The 19455-nt window shown below is 68.6% G+C and carries 1 protein-coding gene (running past one end of the window); it reads left to right on the top strand.

Annotated elements, in window-relative coordinates; all coding sequences use genetic code 11:
- Positions 1–19455 carry the final stretch of a hypothetical protein gene (locus ACFVDP_RS40725; protein ID WP_383501838.1) on the top strand. It extends 24000 nt beyond the left edge of the window, so 19455 of the gene's 43455 nt are visible here — the last part of the coding sequence; the start codon falls outside the window, past its left edge; its stop codon occupies positions 19453–19455.

Here is a 19455-nt window from a genome sequence, read left to right as displayed (position 1 = left end):
GCCGACGACCCCACGATCGCCGGACAGACCGGACGGACTCCCGGCGGGGCGGCGGAACGCCTGGACGAACTGCTTGCTCACGGCAGTGTGCGTGAGCTCATGACCGCCTACCTCAACGCCGTGGGCGGGAAGGCGCTGTACGAGAACAAGCCCGACCTGCCGTCCTTCACTCGCCTGCTGAAGTCGCTGCTGCCCCCGGCGGCGGACGCGGATCCGGGCGCCGTCGAGGCACGCATGGCACAGGCCGCGGGCCTCGGGCTGGACGTCGACGGGCTGCGTGCCTACAACGACTTCCTGCACGGCGGCCGGCGCGCGGAACTGCAAAAGGCCGTGGAGGACGATCCCGCGCTGGCACGGCAGAGTCATCTCTTCGTCCTCGGCGACCCGTTCGCGGTGGGCAGTCTCGCCGCTTTCGACCCCGCCGGCCGGGGCAAGGATCCGATGGAGATGCCGCGCAGCCAGAACACCCGCGTTCTTGCTTCCGCACGTGACCGCTCCCTCGGCGACCGAATGAGCACCCCCAGGCACTACAGCGAACTCGGGGCGCCGCTCTCACCGCATGAGCTCTCCTTCCTCGCCCAGCATGAACCCGCCCTGACACTGGAGGGGTTCACGCTCCACGACATTCCGCTCGCCACCCTTGGGTTCGACCCGGTCACCGGCATGCCGGACCTGGCCGACCTCCTCGCCCGCCCGGACGTGTTCTCCGTCGAGGTGCACCGCGGCCCTGCCGTACCGGAGGCGGCAGGGCACAGCGCGGGCCTCGAGCCCGAGGGGGCCGTCCGACCGGTGGAGCGGATCGTGGCCGTCGTGCGCCAGGACGTCACCGTTGCGACGCCCCGCAACACCGATCTGGACAGCGACGCCGCATTCGGCCCACAGCTTCCGGTCGGCTGGGTGGAAGGCTCGGTCCGTATCGAGCTCGATGCCACCACCGACTGGTACCGGGAATGGCACGAACAGCGAAACATGCCCGTGGTGGCCGGTGTGTCCGGGACAGCATTGCGCGTGATGCGCTCATTCCAGTGGCTGAACGTAGCCGGAACGTCCACCGCTGAATTCCGCAAAGCACTGCTTGGCTGGATGCTGCCCGGCAGGGACCACTCGCTCTTCGAGATCGTCCGCGCGTTCCATCTCGCTGACGCGGCCACAGAACAGGAGGAACAGGCAACCCACACCGCACCCGAAGACCTCTACGCCGCGCAAAGTCTCATACCCGCACACCTCAGGAACCTCGCCCTCAAAACCGCACGGCAACCGGCCTCCGACGCGCACCTGTTGGCGCAGGTGCGCTCCGAGTTGAGCCGGCTGCCGGTCCCCTCCGGGCGCGAAGGGGAGGCGGAGCCCGGGGCGGACGCGATCATGCGGGTCCACGACGCCTTGGAGGAGCACGAGCAGGGACTTCCCTCCAAGGCGAAGGCCGAAACGATCGCGCACCTCATCCGGTACGGGGAACGCCCGCGCATGCTGGGCGGCGGCAAGAACAAGAAGAAGACCGGCGCTTCGAGGACCGCGGCGACGGCAGCCTCCGGATCCGGGACCGCTTCCGGATCCGGAACGACGACGGCCGAGAGTGCTCTTCCTCAGGTATCCCCCAAGATGGTCGGGGAATTGCGCGCTGCTGTTGCCCAGTTGTCCGGTTTTGTGGGCACGCCAGAACGTGCGCGCGTTCTCTCCGCGGCACAGCACCTGATGCGGCGACTGCCCTACCCTGAAGACCAGTCCGTACCCAGCCTGGTGCACGCGCTCGACAGTTTGATGAACTCACCGCAGGTGGATGCGGCGAAACGTGTGCTGGAGCACCCGCGCCTGGTGTATGCGGTGGCGCGCCAGCCTGCTCTGCTGGAACTGCTGGAGGACCACCTCGGCTTGATCGACGCGCTGAGCGCAGCCCCCGAACTGGTGAGCTCCCTGGCGGCGGCCGACATCACCTGGTACGAGGCTCAGGAACCGGGCATGGCGGAAATACTCAGTCGACCCGACGTGGTCAAGATGCTGGAGACGGATTCCGAGGCCCGCTGGGCCACCTTCAGTTCCTATGAGCTGCTGGGAGCCATTGACGGGCGTGCGGACCTGCTCCATACGATCCTGGATGTTCACGGCAATCTGTCCCATGTCGCCCGCCTGTCAGGCCCGTTCGCTCGCGCGCTGGCGGAGCTCGAGGATCCGCGCGAGGCGCTGTGGCAGCTGGCCAGCGAGCGCGCCATCCCGGCGGTCCTGTATACCCGGCTCTACTGGGGCGAGGAGGACAGCCAGGAGTTCTACAGGACGCTGCTCGTCGACGAGGAGCTGAGAGCCGCCATCCGGCCGTTCCCCGGGCAGCTTCAGGTCGTGCTGTCCTCTCCGGAGATGCTGGAGGTGGTCAAGGCCCACCCGGGTGTTCTGGCGATCCTGAGTAGCTCACCGCTGCTGACGGACGTGCTCGAAGACCTGCCCCAGCTGGCCCTGCGCCTGATGTCGGACGAGAATAAGATCGCCGCGGCCGTCGGAAACCCCGCCGTGGCTGTCACCCTCTCCCACCACCCCGACCACTACGACACGATCCCGGACGATGAGCTGCTGCAGGCGCTGAATGAGACAACGGAGCCACAGCATCCGGTAGAGGCGGATGGCCCGGCGGGGATGAGTCCCGAGGCGGTCGCCGGCGCCGATAAATTCGCTCAGCTGGAGCATCTCCGGGCTGCGCACCCCGTGGTGCGGGTGCTCGCGGAAAACCAAGATCCCCAACTCCGCAAACTGATGCCCCGCGACGACCTGATTCAACGCCTGGCCCGCTACCCGCAGGGCATCACGTGGCCCCATGAACTGCGACGCATTCTCGGCCGCGAGGAGCAGCCCGACCTGAAGTTGCCCGAGGACGACGAAATCGCCTTCGTCATCATGAGAGCTGCGGCGCGCCACGCCGACGTGGAATGGTTCTACAGGTCCGGCCTGCAAAAACTCCAAAAGCAGCTCGACCAGCAGCTCAGAAAGTCGACCGACCTCCGTCGGCTCCTGCCCGAATCGCCGCTGCTGGCCTACATGGTGAACAGTTATTTGCTGTCATTGCCCTTCGTCGATGTGGTGGAGACGGCGTCCAACCCGTGGCTCGCCGGCTCGCTGAGTGCACATGCCGATGACGACCTGTTTCCGGAAACCCCGGAGGGCGACGAGGGGAGAGCGGCGATGACCGTCGGCGACGCGGCGCTGGCGCGACTGGTGCACCGGCAAACCGCGCTCACCGTAGAGTTGTTGGATGAGAAGCAATGGCCGCTCGTCCGGGGCCGGGTGCTGGCATTCCCTCATGTGCTGCAACGGCTGACCCATGCGTTCGGCCGTATACCGCTGGCCCACTGGGAGCAGCTGCTTACCGGTGAGCTCTTCGAGGTGCTGGCGCGGCACATGGGCCAGGAGGAGCCTGCCGGCCAGATGACGGAGGCGTTGCTGCGGTTCCCGGACGTCCTGCGTGAGGCTGTCGCCAGGCCGGGTTTCGCGCGGGAGTGGGCTGCGCGACCCGAGGTGTTCGAAGAGCCGGCGCGACTTCTGCTCCAGCAGTACGCGGACGCGCGGGGGACGAGCGGCGGTCATGGGGTGGCCGGCCTGCTGGAGCTGATCAGCGAGACGGGCGCCCCGAACATCACCGAGCTGGGCATCGCACTCGACCCTGAGCTGGCACATCTGCTGGATCGCCTTGTCGCGGGCTGGGAACAGCGGACACCCGACCAAGGGATGATCCAGGAACTTAAGACGGTCGGCATCAGGGTGGACAAAGCTCAGATGCGCTCCTACCGGGCCGTCCTCGCGGACGACAGGTTGCGACAGGCCGCCGTGGCCAACCGTTCGCTGGCCCAGGCCCTCGTGGCCACGCCGCGCTTCACCGAGCTGGTCACGGTCAGGCCCTCGCTGCTCGATCTGTTCCGACAGTCATCGCAGACCCTGCGCAAGGTGATCCGCCTGAAGGACCTGGCAGGCCTGCTGGCCGACGACGACCGCCTTTTCGCGACGTTCAGTGACGACGAGGCCTTCCGTGCGAACCTGACCGCCGACGAGGTCCGTCTCTATCTGACGAACCCCGCGTACATCGACCTTTATCAGCGCTGGGATGTGGAACTTTTGATTCCCGCCGTGAAAAAGGTGCTTCCTCTCCTCAAGGAGCACACGGCGGTGGCCCGGGCTGCGAGTGTGCGGACGGACGTGCTGGAGGTGCTGGGAGAATCGCAGGACTTGGTGTCGTTGCTGGAGTCGGCGTCGCGGGACGTGGTGGCTGCGACGGTGGCTACTGAGGGGCGTCTGCAGGACGCCGCGGCCGAACCGGGTTCTGTGCTGAATCTGATGGGATTGCCCGCGGTGGCGGCGGTGCTCAGTGAACGGACCGATGTCGCCGCTGATGCGGCTTCCTGGCGGAAGTTGTTGACGTCGGCCGACGTTCTGGAGCAGCTGGACCTGCATCCCGGGCTGGCGGAAGTGGTGCTGGAGCCGACGGTGCTGCCTGTGGTGCTGAAGGTGCCGCGGTTCGCGGAGGTGCTGGCCCACGCGAGCCCGAGGGCGCGGACGCAGCTGACGAGGCCGCAGGTGCTGGGGCCGGTGCTCAGGACGGCCGGACTGGCTGATGCGCTGTTGGCGGACGGTGGGCTGCGTGAGGCGCTGGGTACGTTGCGGGGTCTGCCGGAGGCGCTGGCCGGCCGTCCCGCACTCCTTGCCGAGCTGCGTGAACGGCCGGTCCTGGTGGAGCAGCTGCGGGCTGACCGGACGTTGGTGGACGACGCGGCGGCGAAGAGCGCGACGCCGGGCGCCGATGTGTGGCGGCTGGTGAAGCGGCACCCTGTGCTGGCTGGGCAGATGCGGTCACGGCTGCGGAACCTCCTGGGCCACTACCCGAGGCTGACGGATGTGCTGCTGGCGCGAGGGGCTGAGCTCACCGCCGAGAGCTGGGAGCCGTTGTACAAGGCCTTGCTGCACGGTGGCGTGGTGGGTCTGGTGGCGGGCGACGGCTCGCCTGCCGGGTTCGCCGCGGCCTTCGTGGAACAGCCGCAGTGGCAGCGGCGTGCCGCGCAGGATGCGGACTTCGCCGCCGGTGTGCAGCGCCTGTCCGAGCAAGGGCGGCTGGCGGACCTGGTCGAGGCCGATGATCCGGGCAGGCTCCTTGAGGCACTTGACAAGCTGCGAGCCGGTTCGGGCGGCCCGGCCGTTCGGCCGGTGACGGCCGGACGGGTCGCGGGCGACGTGCGGGCACCGGAGCCCGTAGCGGCGGCCTCGTCCGTGCCGGCGAGTGCCCGGGCCCAGGCAGTGGTGTCGGCACGGGCGCTGCCGACGGAGGTGACCGAACTGCTGGCGGACGCGGTGGGCGAACGGATCGCCGCGCAGATCGGGACACATCCGGAGCTGTTGCCGCTACTGGAGGCGGCCCCGGTGGTCGCACGGGACCTCGCCACTCATCCCGACTCGCTGGCGTTCTACACGTTCCGCTCCTTCCTGGAGGAACGCCTGGGGACCGGGATCGGGACCGGGGACGGCGCCGCGGCCGCACCGGTGCCGGAGCGGGGAGGAGCACGGGGGCTTGACGCCACCTTCGAGCCGCATTTCGCCGCGTTCCTGGAGGCGGTCGACGTGGCGCCGGGCGAGCACTACCAGGCCGTGAAGGACGCGGCCCGGCACGCGTGGCTCCAGGTGGCGGAAGGGCACAGCCGTGCGCTGGCCCAGCGGGCGCAGAGGGTGAGCGGCATACGCGCCAATGCGTCCGGCACCTGGAGTCTGAGCGGGCGGGTCCGCTACGCGGGCCGGATGAGCGCGGAGGACTTCTCCGATGTGCAGCCCGGTGACGTGGCGCAGCGGGTGGCCCGCGGCGAGGCGATACGGGAGGACCGGACGGCCTGGAAGCTCAACAGGCCGCTGCACGCCCATGTCAACAGCGGCAGTGGCGGTCTGGCGTTCGTGTACGTACTGGCACAGGACGGTCAGGTCGACGCACTCGTCTACGACCTGAGCAGGCAACGCTCGGACAACCAGTACAAGTGGAGCAGCAACAACGGCGCGTACATCGACGGTCCTCCGCCTCTGGAGTGGATCGCGAACGATCCGGTCCTGCGGGCCTCGCAGGCCCTGCTGGACCGGCGCGATGCCTGGGTGAAGGAGCTGAACGAGGCGGCAGTCATGCCGGCGCAGGCGGGTGCGGCCGAGAGGCAGGCCGTCACCGCCGCGCATTCACTTGCTGCCGCCGCCGCGGAGTACCACCAGGCGCTGGGCGCCCTGCGGACCGCGACGGCAAGCGGGTCGGGCAAGGCCACGGCAGGCAGGACGGGCAAGGCCACGGCAGGCAGGTCGGGCAAGGTCACGGCAGGTCTGGAGGAGGCCGCCGCCCGGCTTGTCGTCGCGGGCGCGGCGATGAGGGATGTGGGAGCGGACGTCTTCGAGTCGATGTGGGAGCGGGCGACGCCCGAGGAGCAGCAGAAGGCCGCCGACATCGCCGGGGACCACCTCACCTCCTCCGCGGGGACACCCGCCCAGGAGCCCACGGCGCGCGACCTCGGCGCCATTGCCCTGGCCCACCGGGAGGGCGGCCCCCTCGCTGCCAGGGTTGTGGCCCGTGCACTGGCCGGGCACCCCGTCCTGCCTCTGTCCGGGGCAACGCACGCCGGTCTGCGTGGTGGAGGCGACTCCCGTACGGCCGACGAACAGCCCGACGGTTTTGGCGCCTCCTCCTTCACCCCGGCGCAGATGACCGCCGTCATCGACGACCTCGATCTGCACGACCTTCCCGTCCACCTGGTCCGCCCGGCCCTTGAGTCCTACTTCCGCCTGTACCGGCCGGAGCCCGTGATCGGTGAGGAGGCCCGGGAGCAGCAGGCCGTTGTCCGCGCGGACATCCGGGCCGTCGTCGAAGCCGGCCTGCGCGCCCAAACCACCGCCGTCTCCGGGGAGTTCCCGGCCAGGACGGTGCGCGACGCCATCGACACCGCCGCCCGGCAACACGTCGCCGCACGTCAGGCAGCCATCGGCACCGTCGGCTCCCCCGAGGACCGGTCCCGTTACGCGGATCTGAGCTCCCCCTCGGCCTTCCGCGACCAACTGAAGACGAGCGTTGAAGCACACCTCCGCTCTGCCCGACCGGACCACCCAGGCGTCACGTTCGGCCAGCTCCTCACCGCTTGGCAGAGCCTGCCCCACCTTCAGCGGCGCCTGCCGCTGGAGCAGCTCGCCCTCAAGATCGTCACCACCCCGGACATCCACCGCGGCACTTCGCCCGGCTCCGACACCGTCCCCGCTCTCGCCACGGCGGACGACCGGCGTGTTCACGACGGTGGACAAGATGAGGCGGGAGCGTTCCCTGAGGGGGCGCAGGTCGTGCACGCCGGTGTCCCGCACGCCTTGTACGCGCTGATGCTGGGAGTGGTGGCTCACATCGCCGGACAAGTCGGTGGGGACCTTGGTGGGCCGGATGGGCAGGGCAGGCTTGAGGAGGCGTTCCTGGCCGATGCTCAGGCGCAGATGCTGCTTCGGTTGCTGCCGGCCGGTGACCCTGAGCAGGCGGCCCGGGACATTGTCGGCCAGTGGCTGGAGGGTGCCGGGGCGGGGGCGACCGACCCCGCTCTTTCCGGGCCGGCCGCGCGTTTCGCACCGGGCGGTGGAGGGCCGGCGGAGTCTGCGCACGAGTTCCCCGGGGCGGAGCTGTTCGACACGCGGGGCTATGGCGTGGGCACCGGGGACCTGTATGTCACGCGGTCGGGCAGGCTGGTACACGTGGACGGGCCGCGTGTGCTGGATCCTGACCCTGACACCGGGCGAGGGCTCATCAGTCTGGCTGACATCGATCCCGAGTACCGGACGGGCGAGTTCGCTCGCGGCTGGACCGGTGAGGACGTCCGGCGGGCTGCTCTCCTGGTGCGGGAGAGTCCGGCACACAATGTGCCCGATCTGGGCAACCCCGGACGCAGGATCCACTCCGGCACGGTCGACGGCGTGGACATCGACGTGTCGGTGAACGGACGGGGGCAGGTGGCTGCGGTCCGTCCCTCCCAGATCGTGCGCTTCGCCAAGGGGCGCCATGCCCTCTCTGCGGACAGCGCACGGGTCCTGGGCGGTATCGCGGGCCGTTTGACGACCCTGGCCGACCGCAACGACAAAGCCAAGTTCCGTGGGCCCCGTGTCACGGTGCGCACGGTGGGGACCAGCCGGATCCCGTTCCTGTCGGGCTGGCTGGACACATGGCGGGCCGCCAAGGTCACCGACCGTCTGAGGGCAGAGGCGCGAGCGCTCGGCGCGGACCTGGACATCGTGCACAGGCACGAGGTGATACCGGCGCGGCAGGCGGCCGCGCTCGGGCCCGACGCGATGACCGCTCTGCGCAACCAGGTCGTCGTGACCGTGGACTCGTACGCGGATCACATCGGCAGGTGGGCCGTCGCGGCTCTCGACGGCGGACAGCCGCCCCACTTCAACATCTCGGCGTTCGCAGCCTCTTCCACCCCGGCACCGGACCGGGACGGTGCCCCCCGCACAGAGGCGGGCCAGGCGACCACCGAAGACACGGAACCGCGACCGCACCCGGCCACGGGCACTGTCGTGATCAAGGACGCGCCGCCCACCGACGGCGCGCGCCGCCCCGCCCTGCGGGAGAACTCCCACCGTGCTCCCGCCACCCTTCACCCCTCCGCGCGCCGCCGCGCGGATCTGGCTCCCCGGGTGGATTACCGCATCGGCGAGCCGAGGGACGGGGCGGAGCCCGCGCAGTATGTATCCACCACTCGAGACATCGGCACCCTCGGGAACGCCACCGAGCCCGGCCGGACGGAACAGGCCGACCGGTTCACCGAACCACTGGATACATACGGAACTTCTTCGGATCGGCTCGGTGACGATTCCCGGCGACCGGATGAACCCCATGACCATGAATCAGACGTCACCGTGTCGGCCGCGGCGGAGCCATACGGCATGGGGGAGCCGACTCCCGACACGGTCGGCGCCGACCGTCCCCTCGCGTCCGACGACATGGAACGACGCATACTCGAGGTACTGAGGGGGAGCGAGGAGGCACCGCGGTCGGGTGATCGCGCCCACGGCGCCGGGCAGACCCGTTCGGCCGACCGGATGCCGATCCCGCCCGAGGGCTCCGGCGCCGCCACGGTCGCCGACGCGACGGACGACGGTGCACCGGCGTCGTCGCTGGGTGCCGACTCACCGGTCGATCCTCAGGTCGACAAGAAGGCGTTGTCTCGTCGGGAGGAGTTCGACCGTGCCAGGCGGGTGCTGAGCAAGCTGCCGGTGGACTATTACGAGGCGTTGTTGGTGCGGGCCGCTGGTGTGATGGCCGGTCGTCATCAGCCGCCGTCGACGGTGCGATCGGACCAGGAAGCGGGGTCGCCCACCGCGCAGTACGCGGAGTTGCACGAGAACATCGTCCATCTGGTCGCGCACGCCGTTCACACGGCAGGGCCGGATGCGCGTCTGGACGATCCCGGTCATCCGGCGCGGGTGCTGTCCGAGCAACTGCGCAGGGAATTCGTCACCAAGCAGATGACCGGAATGGTCGGGGGCGCCATCGGCATCGAGATCGAGTTGCAGCATCCATTGCTACGTCCAGCGGACGCCGGCGAACTGGAATACAACACGGTCCTGGCCAATCACTCCTCCGGCTTGCAGATCGCGGTGGACCACCACCTCTTTTACCAAGCTCCTAATGGCCTGTTGTTCCCCTCTCAGGAGCGAGCCCAGTCGGTCAGGGGCGACAGAGTCCCGCTGCGAAGCGTGGTCATGCCGATCCCCGAGCTCGTGACGCCTCCAGGGGCTGCGCTCCGTGGCGAGGACAGCCGGATGCCCCGCAGGCTTTTGTTCGAGTCGATCGAGCGCACGCGTCGTGCTCTGGCGGAGACCGACCGGCGCATGAAGGTGCTGGGTCTGAGGGAGGTACTTCGCGAACAGGACGGCTGGGAGATCACGTCCGCAGGGGCCCATGTCGCGGTCTATCCCACACATGGAAGTTGGGATCACCCGGCGTACACCCAGTTGACTGTCGGAGTGCCTCGCACGGCACTGGGCGCCGTGCTGCAGTTTGCGGAGAACCAACTGCCTCCCGCAGCTCCGGTGTTGGCTCATTTGTCCGCCGCCGGTGACGGCTTCGGCCAGAGCGTCGCAGCGCTTTTCGCCAGCTGGCTGACCGGCCGACATGTCTCCGAAGGAGATGTGGCGTATCTGTCCGGACTGCCGTGGGTGAAGGAGATACACGGTTTCGCGTGGCTGCTGTTCTCTCATGTCACCGCATCTCCTTTGCAGGAGCGCTTCTTTTCGAACATGTTGGTGAAGAACGTACTGACGGCGGCATCACGCAACAGGCTGTCGGACGTCAGAGAGGCGCTCAGCGAGCCGGTGCGGTATTTCCTGGACAGCGAGTACATGCTGATCAGCCAACGGCTGGTCGACCATGCACAGCGGTTCGTGGAAATGCGTCGGAGGGCCGTCGGTGGCAATGCGCCTGACGCCCATGGTCTGCTGGACGAGGAAGCAGGCGGGCTCAGGATCGGCGACTATGTGGCATCGGTGCTGCGGGGCTCGGCGCACGGTGAGAGGGACGTCAGTCACTACAAGGTCATCGGCATGCACGCCTGGCCGATGGACAGCGTCGATGGCCATCCGCTGGTGCTGCTGGAAATGCGGCATCTCGGTGTCAACGCAGAGCTCTCGGCCCCGCAGGACGTCCAGAGGACTTATGACGGCCTCGCACGCCTGACGCAGCAGGAGTTCGACGCACTGCCGGAGCCCGGTCGGCCGGAGCCGGACATGGCGGAGGCCGCCAGGGACATCCGGCGGATTCTGGACCGCCCCGAGGTCCGCGACACTGGGGGTCTGTTGGCGCGAGCGGTGGCCCTCAAGGGCTTCGGCGTGAGACCGGGAGCGGAGCCGATGCTGCTGCCGTCGGCCGAAGAGCGCTGGATGGGCGCGCAGTTGGCCGAGTTCGCGTTCGGCCGCCTCCCGCAGCCGGAAGCTGTGGACCGTCTGCAGAGCCTCATCGACAGCGCCCGGGTGCTCTCCGGCTTGCCGCGCGATCACCCTCGGGCTCTGCGACCTGAGGACGCGCAGGGGCTGAGTGCCGACATCGACAAGGCCGGCCATGTTCTGGCCTGGCTGCGGGCGTTCGGATCGTCCACTCGACAGGACGCCGGCACGTGGCTGGGGTCCACGGCTTCCCAGCGTGACCCCCGTTCGACCGGTTCGTCGGCACGGGCCGCCGACGTACCTCTCGCTCGGCAGCCGTTCATCGGTGCTGTGGACACCGAGGATGCGATGGTTCAGGGGCTGCGCACAGCCCTGGAAGATCGGCGGGCCGAGCTTGCTCAGCAGCTTGGTGACGCCGCTGCCACCGGGCATGCGCTCGACGAGGCCGTCGCCGACGACCGGTTGTCAGGAGTCCTGCTCCGGACACTGGGTACCTACTCTGGCCAGCGGGCGAGTTCCGCTGCTGCCGGTGCCGGTCACGCCGATCCGCCGGCCGTCCCGTCCGGCTCCGGCGATGGCCGGCAGGCAGCGGCGCGCGGTGGGGAAGACGGCTTTGCCGAGCTGGACGGCGACTCGAGGCAACTGGTCACGACAGCGCATACCTCCGACCAGCGTGCCTTCACGGAGGATTTCCTGACCAGTGAGGTCAACCGTGTGCTGCGTGCGATGACCGGCGGGGAGCGCGAACGGGTCGGCGCGGCGGAGGTGATGCGCCTGCACTACGAGCGGTTCGGCAGTGAGGGAAGGCGGGAGGTGTTGAAGGAGCGGGCCGCTCTCATCGCAGCCTCCCTGGTGTCCTCCGATGCGCCGGGACTGCCGGGAGGAGCGAAGAAGAAATCCGGACGAGGCGTCGCCGGCCAAGCCGCCTCAGCGGCCACGGAGACCGCGTCCGGCAGCGATGGGACGGCAGACGGCCTCCCTCCGCTCGCCGAGAAGACGGTCCGTGAGGTGCGCCGCCTCGTTGGACTCCTGCCTGACCTGACGGAGCGTCAGCGAGCCCAGGTCATGACCCTCACCCAGGACCAGTTGCGGAAGGCGCCCCTTCTGCGGGCCACGTCAATGACGCAGCTGGTGCAGGCCGTGAACTGGATCCGCACTGGCGACGACGCTCTGCAGACCGCGTTGCTGCGCCATCCGTACGTGCTGAACGCAGCAGCACACCAACCTTTCTTGCTGAGTCTTTTGGCCCTGCGCCCCCGTACGATCGACCAACTCGGACAAGCGCCCACCGTGATGGACTGGCTGTCGAGGCTACCGGCCGCCTGGTTCAAGTCCCAGGACGAGCGCACGGCGGACATCCTGGGGCGGGAGGACGTCCTCGACGTCCTCGAAAACGGCCCCGACATGCGCATTTTGGTCGGAGAGTCTTCCCGCCTGCTGCGTTTCTTCGACGGCCGAATGGACCTCATCCGGCACGTGAGCGATATGCATGCTGATGTCCTGGTGCTCGCCGACATGTCGGAGAACTTCGCGACAGCTCTACTCGGCTTGGATGATCCTGAGGGTGCGCTGTGGCGGCTGGGTAGCGAGGCGGCGCTGACGACCGTCCTTTACCAGCAGGCCGCGCGTAAACGGGCAGGCACGGTGGAGTTCTACCGGGATCTGCTCACCGACGAGAGCCTGAAAGCGGTGCTGCGTCCGTTTCCCGAGCAACTCGGCGTCGTTCTTTCGAAGCCGGAGATTCTCCGAGTGGTGAAGGATTTCCCGGCGGTACTCGGCGAACTCGCCAAGGACGCGGAACTCACGGATGTGCTCGAAGACCTGCCGGAGCTGGCACTACGGCTGCTCCGCGACGGCCGGCGCATCGCGGCAGCGGTTAATAATCCCGCCACCGCCGTGGCCCTGTCCCATGATCCGCTCCGCTATGACGGTGTCGGTGACGACCAGCTGATCGATGCGCTGGAGCACACGACGGCGCCGCCGCGGCCAGTGACGTCCGCCAGCAGGGCCGGGACGGCACCCGCGACCCATGAGGTCAGCCTGCTCGCGCAGAATCCCGCCGTCAGCGCGCTGATGGCTCGTAAGGAGGACAGAGACCTTGCCCGACAGCTCTTGTCGCCCCTTGCATCGTCCGTCGAGCTGAGGCGCCGCCTGACGAATGCACCCCACGTGATCACCACGCCACACGTGCTTCGCCGTGTCATCCGCATGTCGGTACTCGGTCTGCATCTTCCAGACGACGATGTCCAGGCACTCAAGGCGTTGAAGGTCGCCGCCCGGCACGCAAATATGGCGGCCGTGTACCGCCACGACAGCAACTTGTACCACCGGCTGGATCTCAACGAGATTACGAAGAGGTCACCCGACTTCCTGGACCAGGTCTATCGGTCTCCGCGACTGGCGTTCCTGACCCGTCACTACAGTCAGTACGTGCTCGGTCTGCCTGATATGGAGTGGGAAGCGAGCCCTTGGGTGGCCGCTGCTTTGCAGCGCAGTGTGGATGTGCTGAGACGTTGGCACGAAGACGGCCCAGGTGAGTCGCGTGCCGCTTTGGAGGCGGGAAACTCGGCGCTGCTCCGCCTCTTCTACCGTTATCCCTCGCTCAGCCGTGAGCTCCGCACCAATGAATGGCAGAAGGTCGTCCGGAAGGTCTTGGCGGCGCCTGAGCTGCTCGGCTCCCTGACAGGTGTCTACAGCCGGATGCTGCCGGAGCACTGGAGGCGGTTCCTGACGGGTGAAGTGTTTCCGCTGCTCGCTCGGCGACTGAGCGACGGCGGCGGCACGCCGGGCGGACCGATGGCACTGGTGCTGATCAGCTTCCCGCAGGTGCTGCGGGAAGCTGTGGCACGTCCCGGTTTCCCGGCGGTCTGGGAAGCTGAGGCGGGCCGGTTCGACGATCTCGCACGCTCGCTGCTGGGTGCGGATGATGCCCGGAAGGAGGCGCGCGGGAAAGACACCGGCCAGGTGGTCGACCGTGCACTGTCCGGCCTCATCGAGGCCGTCAGGGAAGCGGGCGGGCGATCACTCGTCACCGAGGAAGGGCTTCCACTTTTTGGTTTTGTGGCGGAGGCGCTCGACAAACTCCTCACTGGGCTGCACCAGGGTGACAGGGCTCGGGCTCAGCGGCTTCTCACAGACGGGGAACCGGGTTCCGAGGCCATGAGCGAGGACGTCGTCCGTGCCTACGAAGCCCTCTTGGAGGACGACCGGTTGCTGCGGGCAGCGCGGAGCGACCGATACCTTGCGCAGACGCTTCTCTTCCTCCCCGGGTTCTTCGAGCTCCTCTTGGTGAGGCCGTCACTCCTCGACGTCTTCCGCCGCTCCCCGGAGATTCTGCGTGAGGTGACCCGGGTGCCGGGGCTGGACGCCCTGCTGATGCACGACGACTACGCCCTATACCTGTATCGGAGTCGATGGGGGGTGAGCTACTTCCTGGATGCCGCCTGGGTCGCGAATGTGCGGAAGAACCCACGTGCGATCAACGCCCTCGACAAGAGGGCTTACCAATTGACGCAGCAAGGAGCGCGTCATCTCCACACGATGGTGGATCGCAGCCCGGCGCTCGCCGCCGCCGTGGCAGAGCGTGAAGAGACGTTTCCCGCGCTCCGCGCACATCCACGGTTGGCGCAGGAACTGTCGAAAGCCACGGAGGCGGTGCTCCGCGCGGTGGTGGTGGCGCAAGGCCGCATGGACGCCTCGGCCGCCCGTCCCGAGCTGGTCTCCGCGCTGGCGGAAGCTCCCGAGGTGGCAGCCGTGCTGGGCGACCGGCCCGAGGTGGCCGCCGACGCGGAGACATGGACACGCCTGGTGGGCGACGAGGCGGTGATGCGCGGGCTGGCCGCTCATCCGGAAGTGCTGCCCATGGTGCTCACGACGGAGGTGCTGCCGTACGTGCTGGAGGCGCCGGCGCTGCTGGAGGCGCTGGCGCGCGCGGAGTCGGCGGGACAGACGGGACTGCTCCGGAAGGACCTGCTGGACCTGGTGCGGCGGGACGCCTCGCTGGCGGAACAACTGGCCGCCGACTCACCGCTGCGCGCGGTGTTCGCCGCCCACCGCACGCTGCCGGAGCTGCTGAAGGACCGGCCGGTACTCCTGAAGGCGCTGCGGACCCGCCCCGAGCTGGTCGAGGCCCTCCGCGTCAACCGGACCCTGCTCGACGAGGCGGCGCAGCGGAGCGAGGTCTGGGCCGTCGTGGAGCGGCATCCGGTTCTCGCGGCGTCGCTGACGTCCCAGGCACGCGGCTTCCTTCGACGCCACCAGGCCGTGACGGACCTTCTCGTCGAACACGCGCCCCAGGGGATGACGGCCGCCGAGGCGGAGACCCTGCTGAGGGCACTGCGCCAGCCGGGAGTCGCCTCGCTCCTCGCGTCGCAGCCGTCGTTGGGAACAGCGTTCGTGGCGCGGGCGCAGTGGCAGGAACAGGCCCTTGCCGACCCCGACTTCGTCAGCGATGTGCAGCGTCTGCTCAGGAAGGGCGACGCAGCAGGACTGGCCGATGACACCGACCCGGACGGCCTGCGCACGGCTCTCCTCGGGCTGCGCACGGAGGACGGGCTCGCCGCCGCCGGACCGGCGACGGCCGCGACCACGGCCGCACCGAGCGCGGAGACCGCGGCAGCTTCCACCCCCGCCGCGGACGGCGACCAGAGCCCCGTGACCGCGCGGCCCGCCGAGACCTCGCCCCTGGGCGTTCTCCCTCCCGAGGCGGTCGACCTGCTGGCCGGACCGGTCGGCCGCGGCATCGCGCAGGAAGCCGCGACCCATCCGGAGCTGCTGTTGCTGCTGGCGGCGGCACCGGACATCGCCGGGGACCTCGCGGCCCATCCCGATCGCCTGCACACGTATCTCCTGCGGCCGTTCGCGGAGCGGGTGCTGCCCGCGGCGCCGACGGAGGCTGCCGATCCCGACGTGGCCCGGCGCGACCTGTCGGCCGAGTCCGGCGCCTTCGACCGGCACTTCGCCACATGGCTGGCCTCCATCGACGTAGCAGCGGGCGACCGGTACGCGGCACTGAAGTCGGCGGCCACGCACACCTGGCGCGAGGTGGTCTCCGCCCGGGAGGCCGCCCTGGCGGCGGCAGAGGAGGACCGGGCGCGGCGAGCGGACGCGTTCCGGGCGCATCAGCCCGGCTCCTGGGAGCTGAGCGGCCGTATCCACTCCGCCGAGCGCATGGGCGCCGACAGCAACGTTCTCGTCGAGTACGAGAAGGTCCTGGCGGCAGTGGCCGGTCACGGCCAGGGTGTGCGGGAGGACTCACACGCGATCAACGTGGCGCTGCACGCGCACATCAACGGCGGCAGCGGCGGCGTGGCGCTCTTCTACGCACTGGCACCGGACTTCAAGGTCGATCTCGTCGTGTACGACGTGAGCACGGACCGCAACGTCAACAACGCCTACCGGTGGAGTTCCAGCCGACGGTTCCAGTCCGGCCCCCCTCCGCTGGACAGCATCGCCAACGACCCTCTCCTGCGACGGTCCAGGGAACTGGCGGCATCTGCCGCGGGCCTCCGGACGGCCGGGGCGGACAGCGCGGGCGGCGGGTCCGCGGTGAAGACTGCCGACCGGGCGGAGCTGCGGCTCGTGCGGGACGTGCGGGCCGTGTCCGAGAACGTGGAGCGTCTCCACGACGCGCTGGACGGGCTGAAGACCCGGGGTTCCCGGAAGGCAGGACCCGCTGCCGGCCTGAAGGCCGCGGCCGAAAGCCTCGTCCTGGCCGGGACCGCCCTGCATCGGCTCGGCGTGGACGTCTTCGGCCAGACCTGGGAGCAGCAGTCCCCGGAGACGTGGCAGGAGGTCGACGCGCTTCTGCGAGCGGTCCCGGGCGGCCTCGTCGAGCCGGGCGTGAACCACCGGCGTGGCGCTGTCGCGCTGGCGCTCGGGAGCAGCGGTCCGAAGGCTGCCCGAGCCGTGGCGCAGGCATCGGTCACTCCGGAGCAGGGGGGCACGACGGCCGGCGCCGATGCCGCTCTTCCCGGCGGTGGCGGGCCCGCCCGGACCGGTTCGGCCGCGGCCCACACGGAAGCCGGTGCCCCGGTCGCCGGGCCGTCCCGCCTGTCCGACCGGGACAGCGGGGACGGGGCGTCGCTCACATCGGACGACGTGTTCAGCGTCCTGACCACCTCACCGCAGACCGAAACCCCCTCCCGCCCTCGGCCGGAGGTACCCGGCATCGTCGAGCGCACCGCGGCTCTCCGGCGCATGCAGACCCGCTGGCACCGGATCACAGAAGACGAGGCGGGGGCTGTTCAGGCCGACGACGCCGGGACCGGTCCGGCCAGCTCGTTCGAACAGGCGCTCATCACCGCTCACGGTCTGCTCGGCGCGTACCAGATAACGCCGATGAGCCTGGAACACAGCCTCCTCGACGCCATCCCGACACTCACAGATCAGCCGTACGAGATACGTAACCTCTTCATCGTTGCCGATCACCTGCTGGAGAACCCGCAGGACTCCGAGGGAGCCGAAGTTCTCGCTCGCGCCCTCACCGGGCGACTGACTGCGCCCACCGGTCCCATGGGCGGGAACCCTGGAGCTTCCACCAGCAGGAGCGGGGCCCACCGGGACCGCACACCGGGCCCTGCGGTCCGCCAGCTCCCGACGGACCTGGTGAACGCTGTCGAGAACTGGCTGACCACTTACGAAGCTCAGTACAGACAGCGCTCCCCAGAGTTTCGGACCATCATCGAATACGTGCGTCTGTGGGTGAACAAAGGCGCCAAGGAGCCCGGAGACGTCCAGGCCAACGACCGCCAGCTGACGCTCGTGCGCTCGGCGATCGACGCCTGGAGTGCCCGCAGCCATTCGAACAAATCCCGTAAGAACGCGGTGGCCGACCTGCAGGCCAGCGTGGAGCAGCTTCTGGCGCACCTCGCGGGGTCAGCGTCGGCCGATGCGCGGAACGACAACAGGGCGACCACGAGTCGGGGACGTTCGGTCGAACCCCCCGCGGCCGCGCCGACCCAGCCGGTACGTCTGACGAAGGCACCCCGGGTCGGTACTTCGCTGGAAAGGAATGCCGCGGCCGCGCCGCCAGAGGGGCCGCCGGCGGTCCTGCGCCGAACCGGCAAGGGCAAAGAAAGGGAAGTGGCCCCTCCACCAGCGCAGCCGCAGCGCCCACGGCGCGGTTCGCTGCCCGGGAACCCTGTCAGCCGTCCAGCAGCGTCCCAGCCCCAATACCAGCCGCAGTCCCAGTCCCAGTCCCAGCGCCAGCCGCAGCCCCAGCCCCAGCCCCAGCGCCAGGAATCCGGAGACACGGCATACGGTGTGAACCATGCCCCGGAAAGGATCGATCACTGGGTCGCACGCACACGCCAGAATCCGCCTCCGGTGTCCAGGAATCGGACCGGGGCGCCGCTCATGCCTGCAATTCAGCCCACGCGCAAGGACAGCACCCAGCCCGCGATCCGGCCGGAGATCGCACCGTCCGAGGACGGCGAGAGCTCGTTGGGCGGTGGCTCCGCTCACGGAGTCCAGGCGGCACGTCCGCGGAGAGGAAGTGCTCCGTCCGCGCCCCAGCGCCCCGGACCGAGGCCGTTGCAGAATTCGGAGGCGCTCTGGGCCTCCGCGGCGAGGATCAGCCATCGGCACTACAAACTGCCGACCAGCTTCGAGCCCTATGTGAGGCGAGAGGAATCCGCTGCCACGAGCAGCGGCGACGTCAGGCCGAGCCCGCTCACTGTGCCGCGTGGACTTGACGGGCACCTCCCCAGGCACTACACCATGGAAGCCATTAGGGATAACGCCTTCCACGCCCGACGTCTCACCGAGCTGATCGAGGAGATGAAAAAGGGTCGGGTGACGTCGGATCTCAGTCGGCAACAGGTGAAGGAAATGCTTGACGACGAAAGGTCCGCCGTTGCTCGGAACTATCCACAATTGCATTCCTATGTGAGGGGTGCCGACGATCTGCGAGATGCTCGCGTTACGTCCTTGGAGCGGCGATATCTGCCGAACATGCGGTTGCCCTCTGGTCAGCCGTTGTACACGGTTCACTACGATGCGACCGACGCGCTGCGGGGTAGCCAGGTCGATAATCTGACCAAGGCCACGAGGATGATCAGCGAGCAGTTCGATTTCCCGCTGGGCAAGATAGAGGTGTACCTGTCAAAATACGGGGGCATGGATGTGCATGTCGGCGAGCGAGGCATAAGCGAACAAGTCGCGTCGAAGAAGAATTCGACTTCTGAATTTGTCCCGCCGAATCATTTGTTCATGATGCCGTATGCGAGTTGGCGGGAGAGGAGCTATGTGCATGAGTTGGCTCACTATTTCCACGAGCAGTCTCATCCTGGCGCCTTCTATGACCTCACCCACACGGTATGGGTTTCGGAGGGTTCGCGAAACATAGCCGGAAGAGTAAGTGACTATGCCGCCTCGTCGCCTGTCGAGTTCATAGCTGAAACGTTCGTGAAAATAGTTATGAGGGAAAGTGTGGATGCGGACGTCATGCGGATGTACAGGGCCTTGGGCGGCCCCCTTCCCAACAAGCGGCACGAACTGCCCGGATGGGGGCCCATCAGCATGGACGGGCCCCCTGGGGCGGCGGGGTGA

The organism is Streptomyces sp. NPDC057694 (assembly GCF_042799415.1).
Taxonomy (GTDB): Bacteria; Actinomycetota; Actinomycetes; order Streptomycetales; family Streptomycetaceae; genus Streptomyces.
Note: the sequence above shows the minus strand (reverse complement) of the source record. Positions and strands in the feature narration are given on the sequence as shown.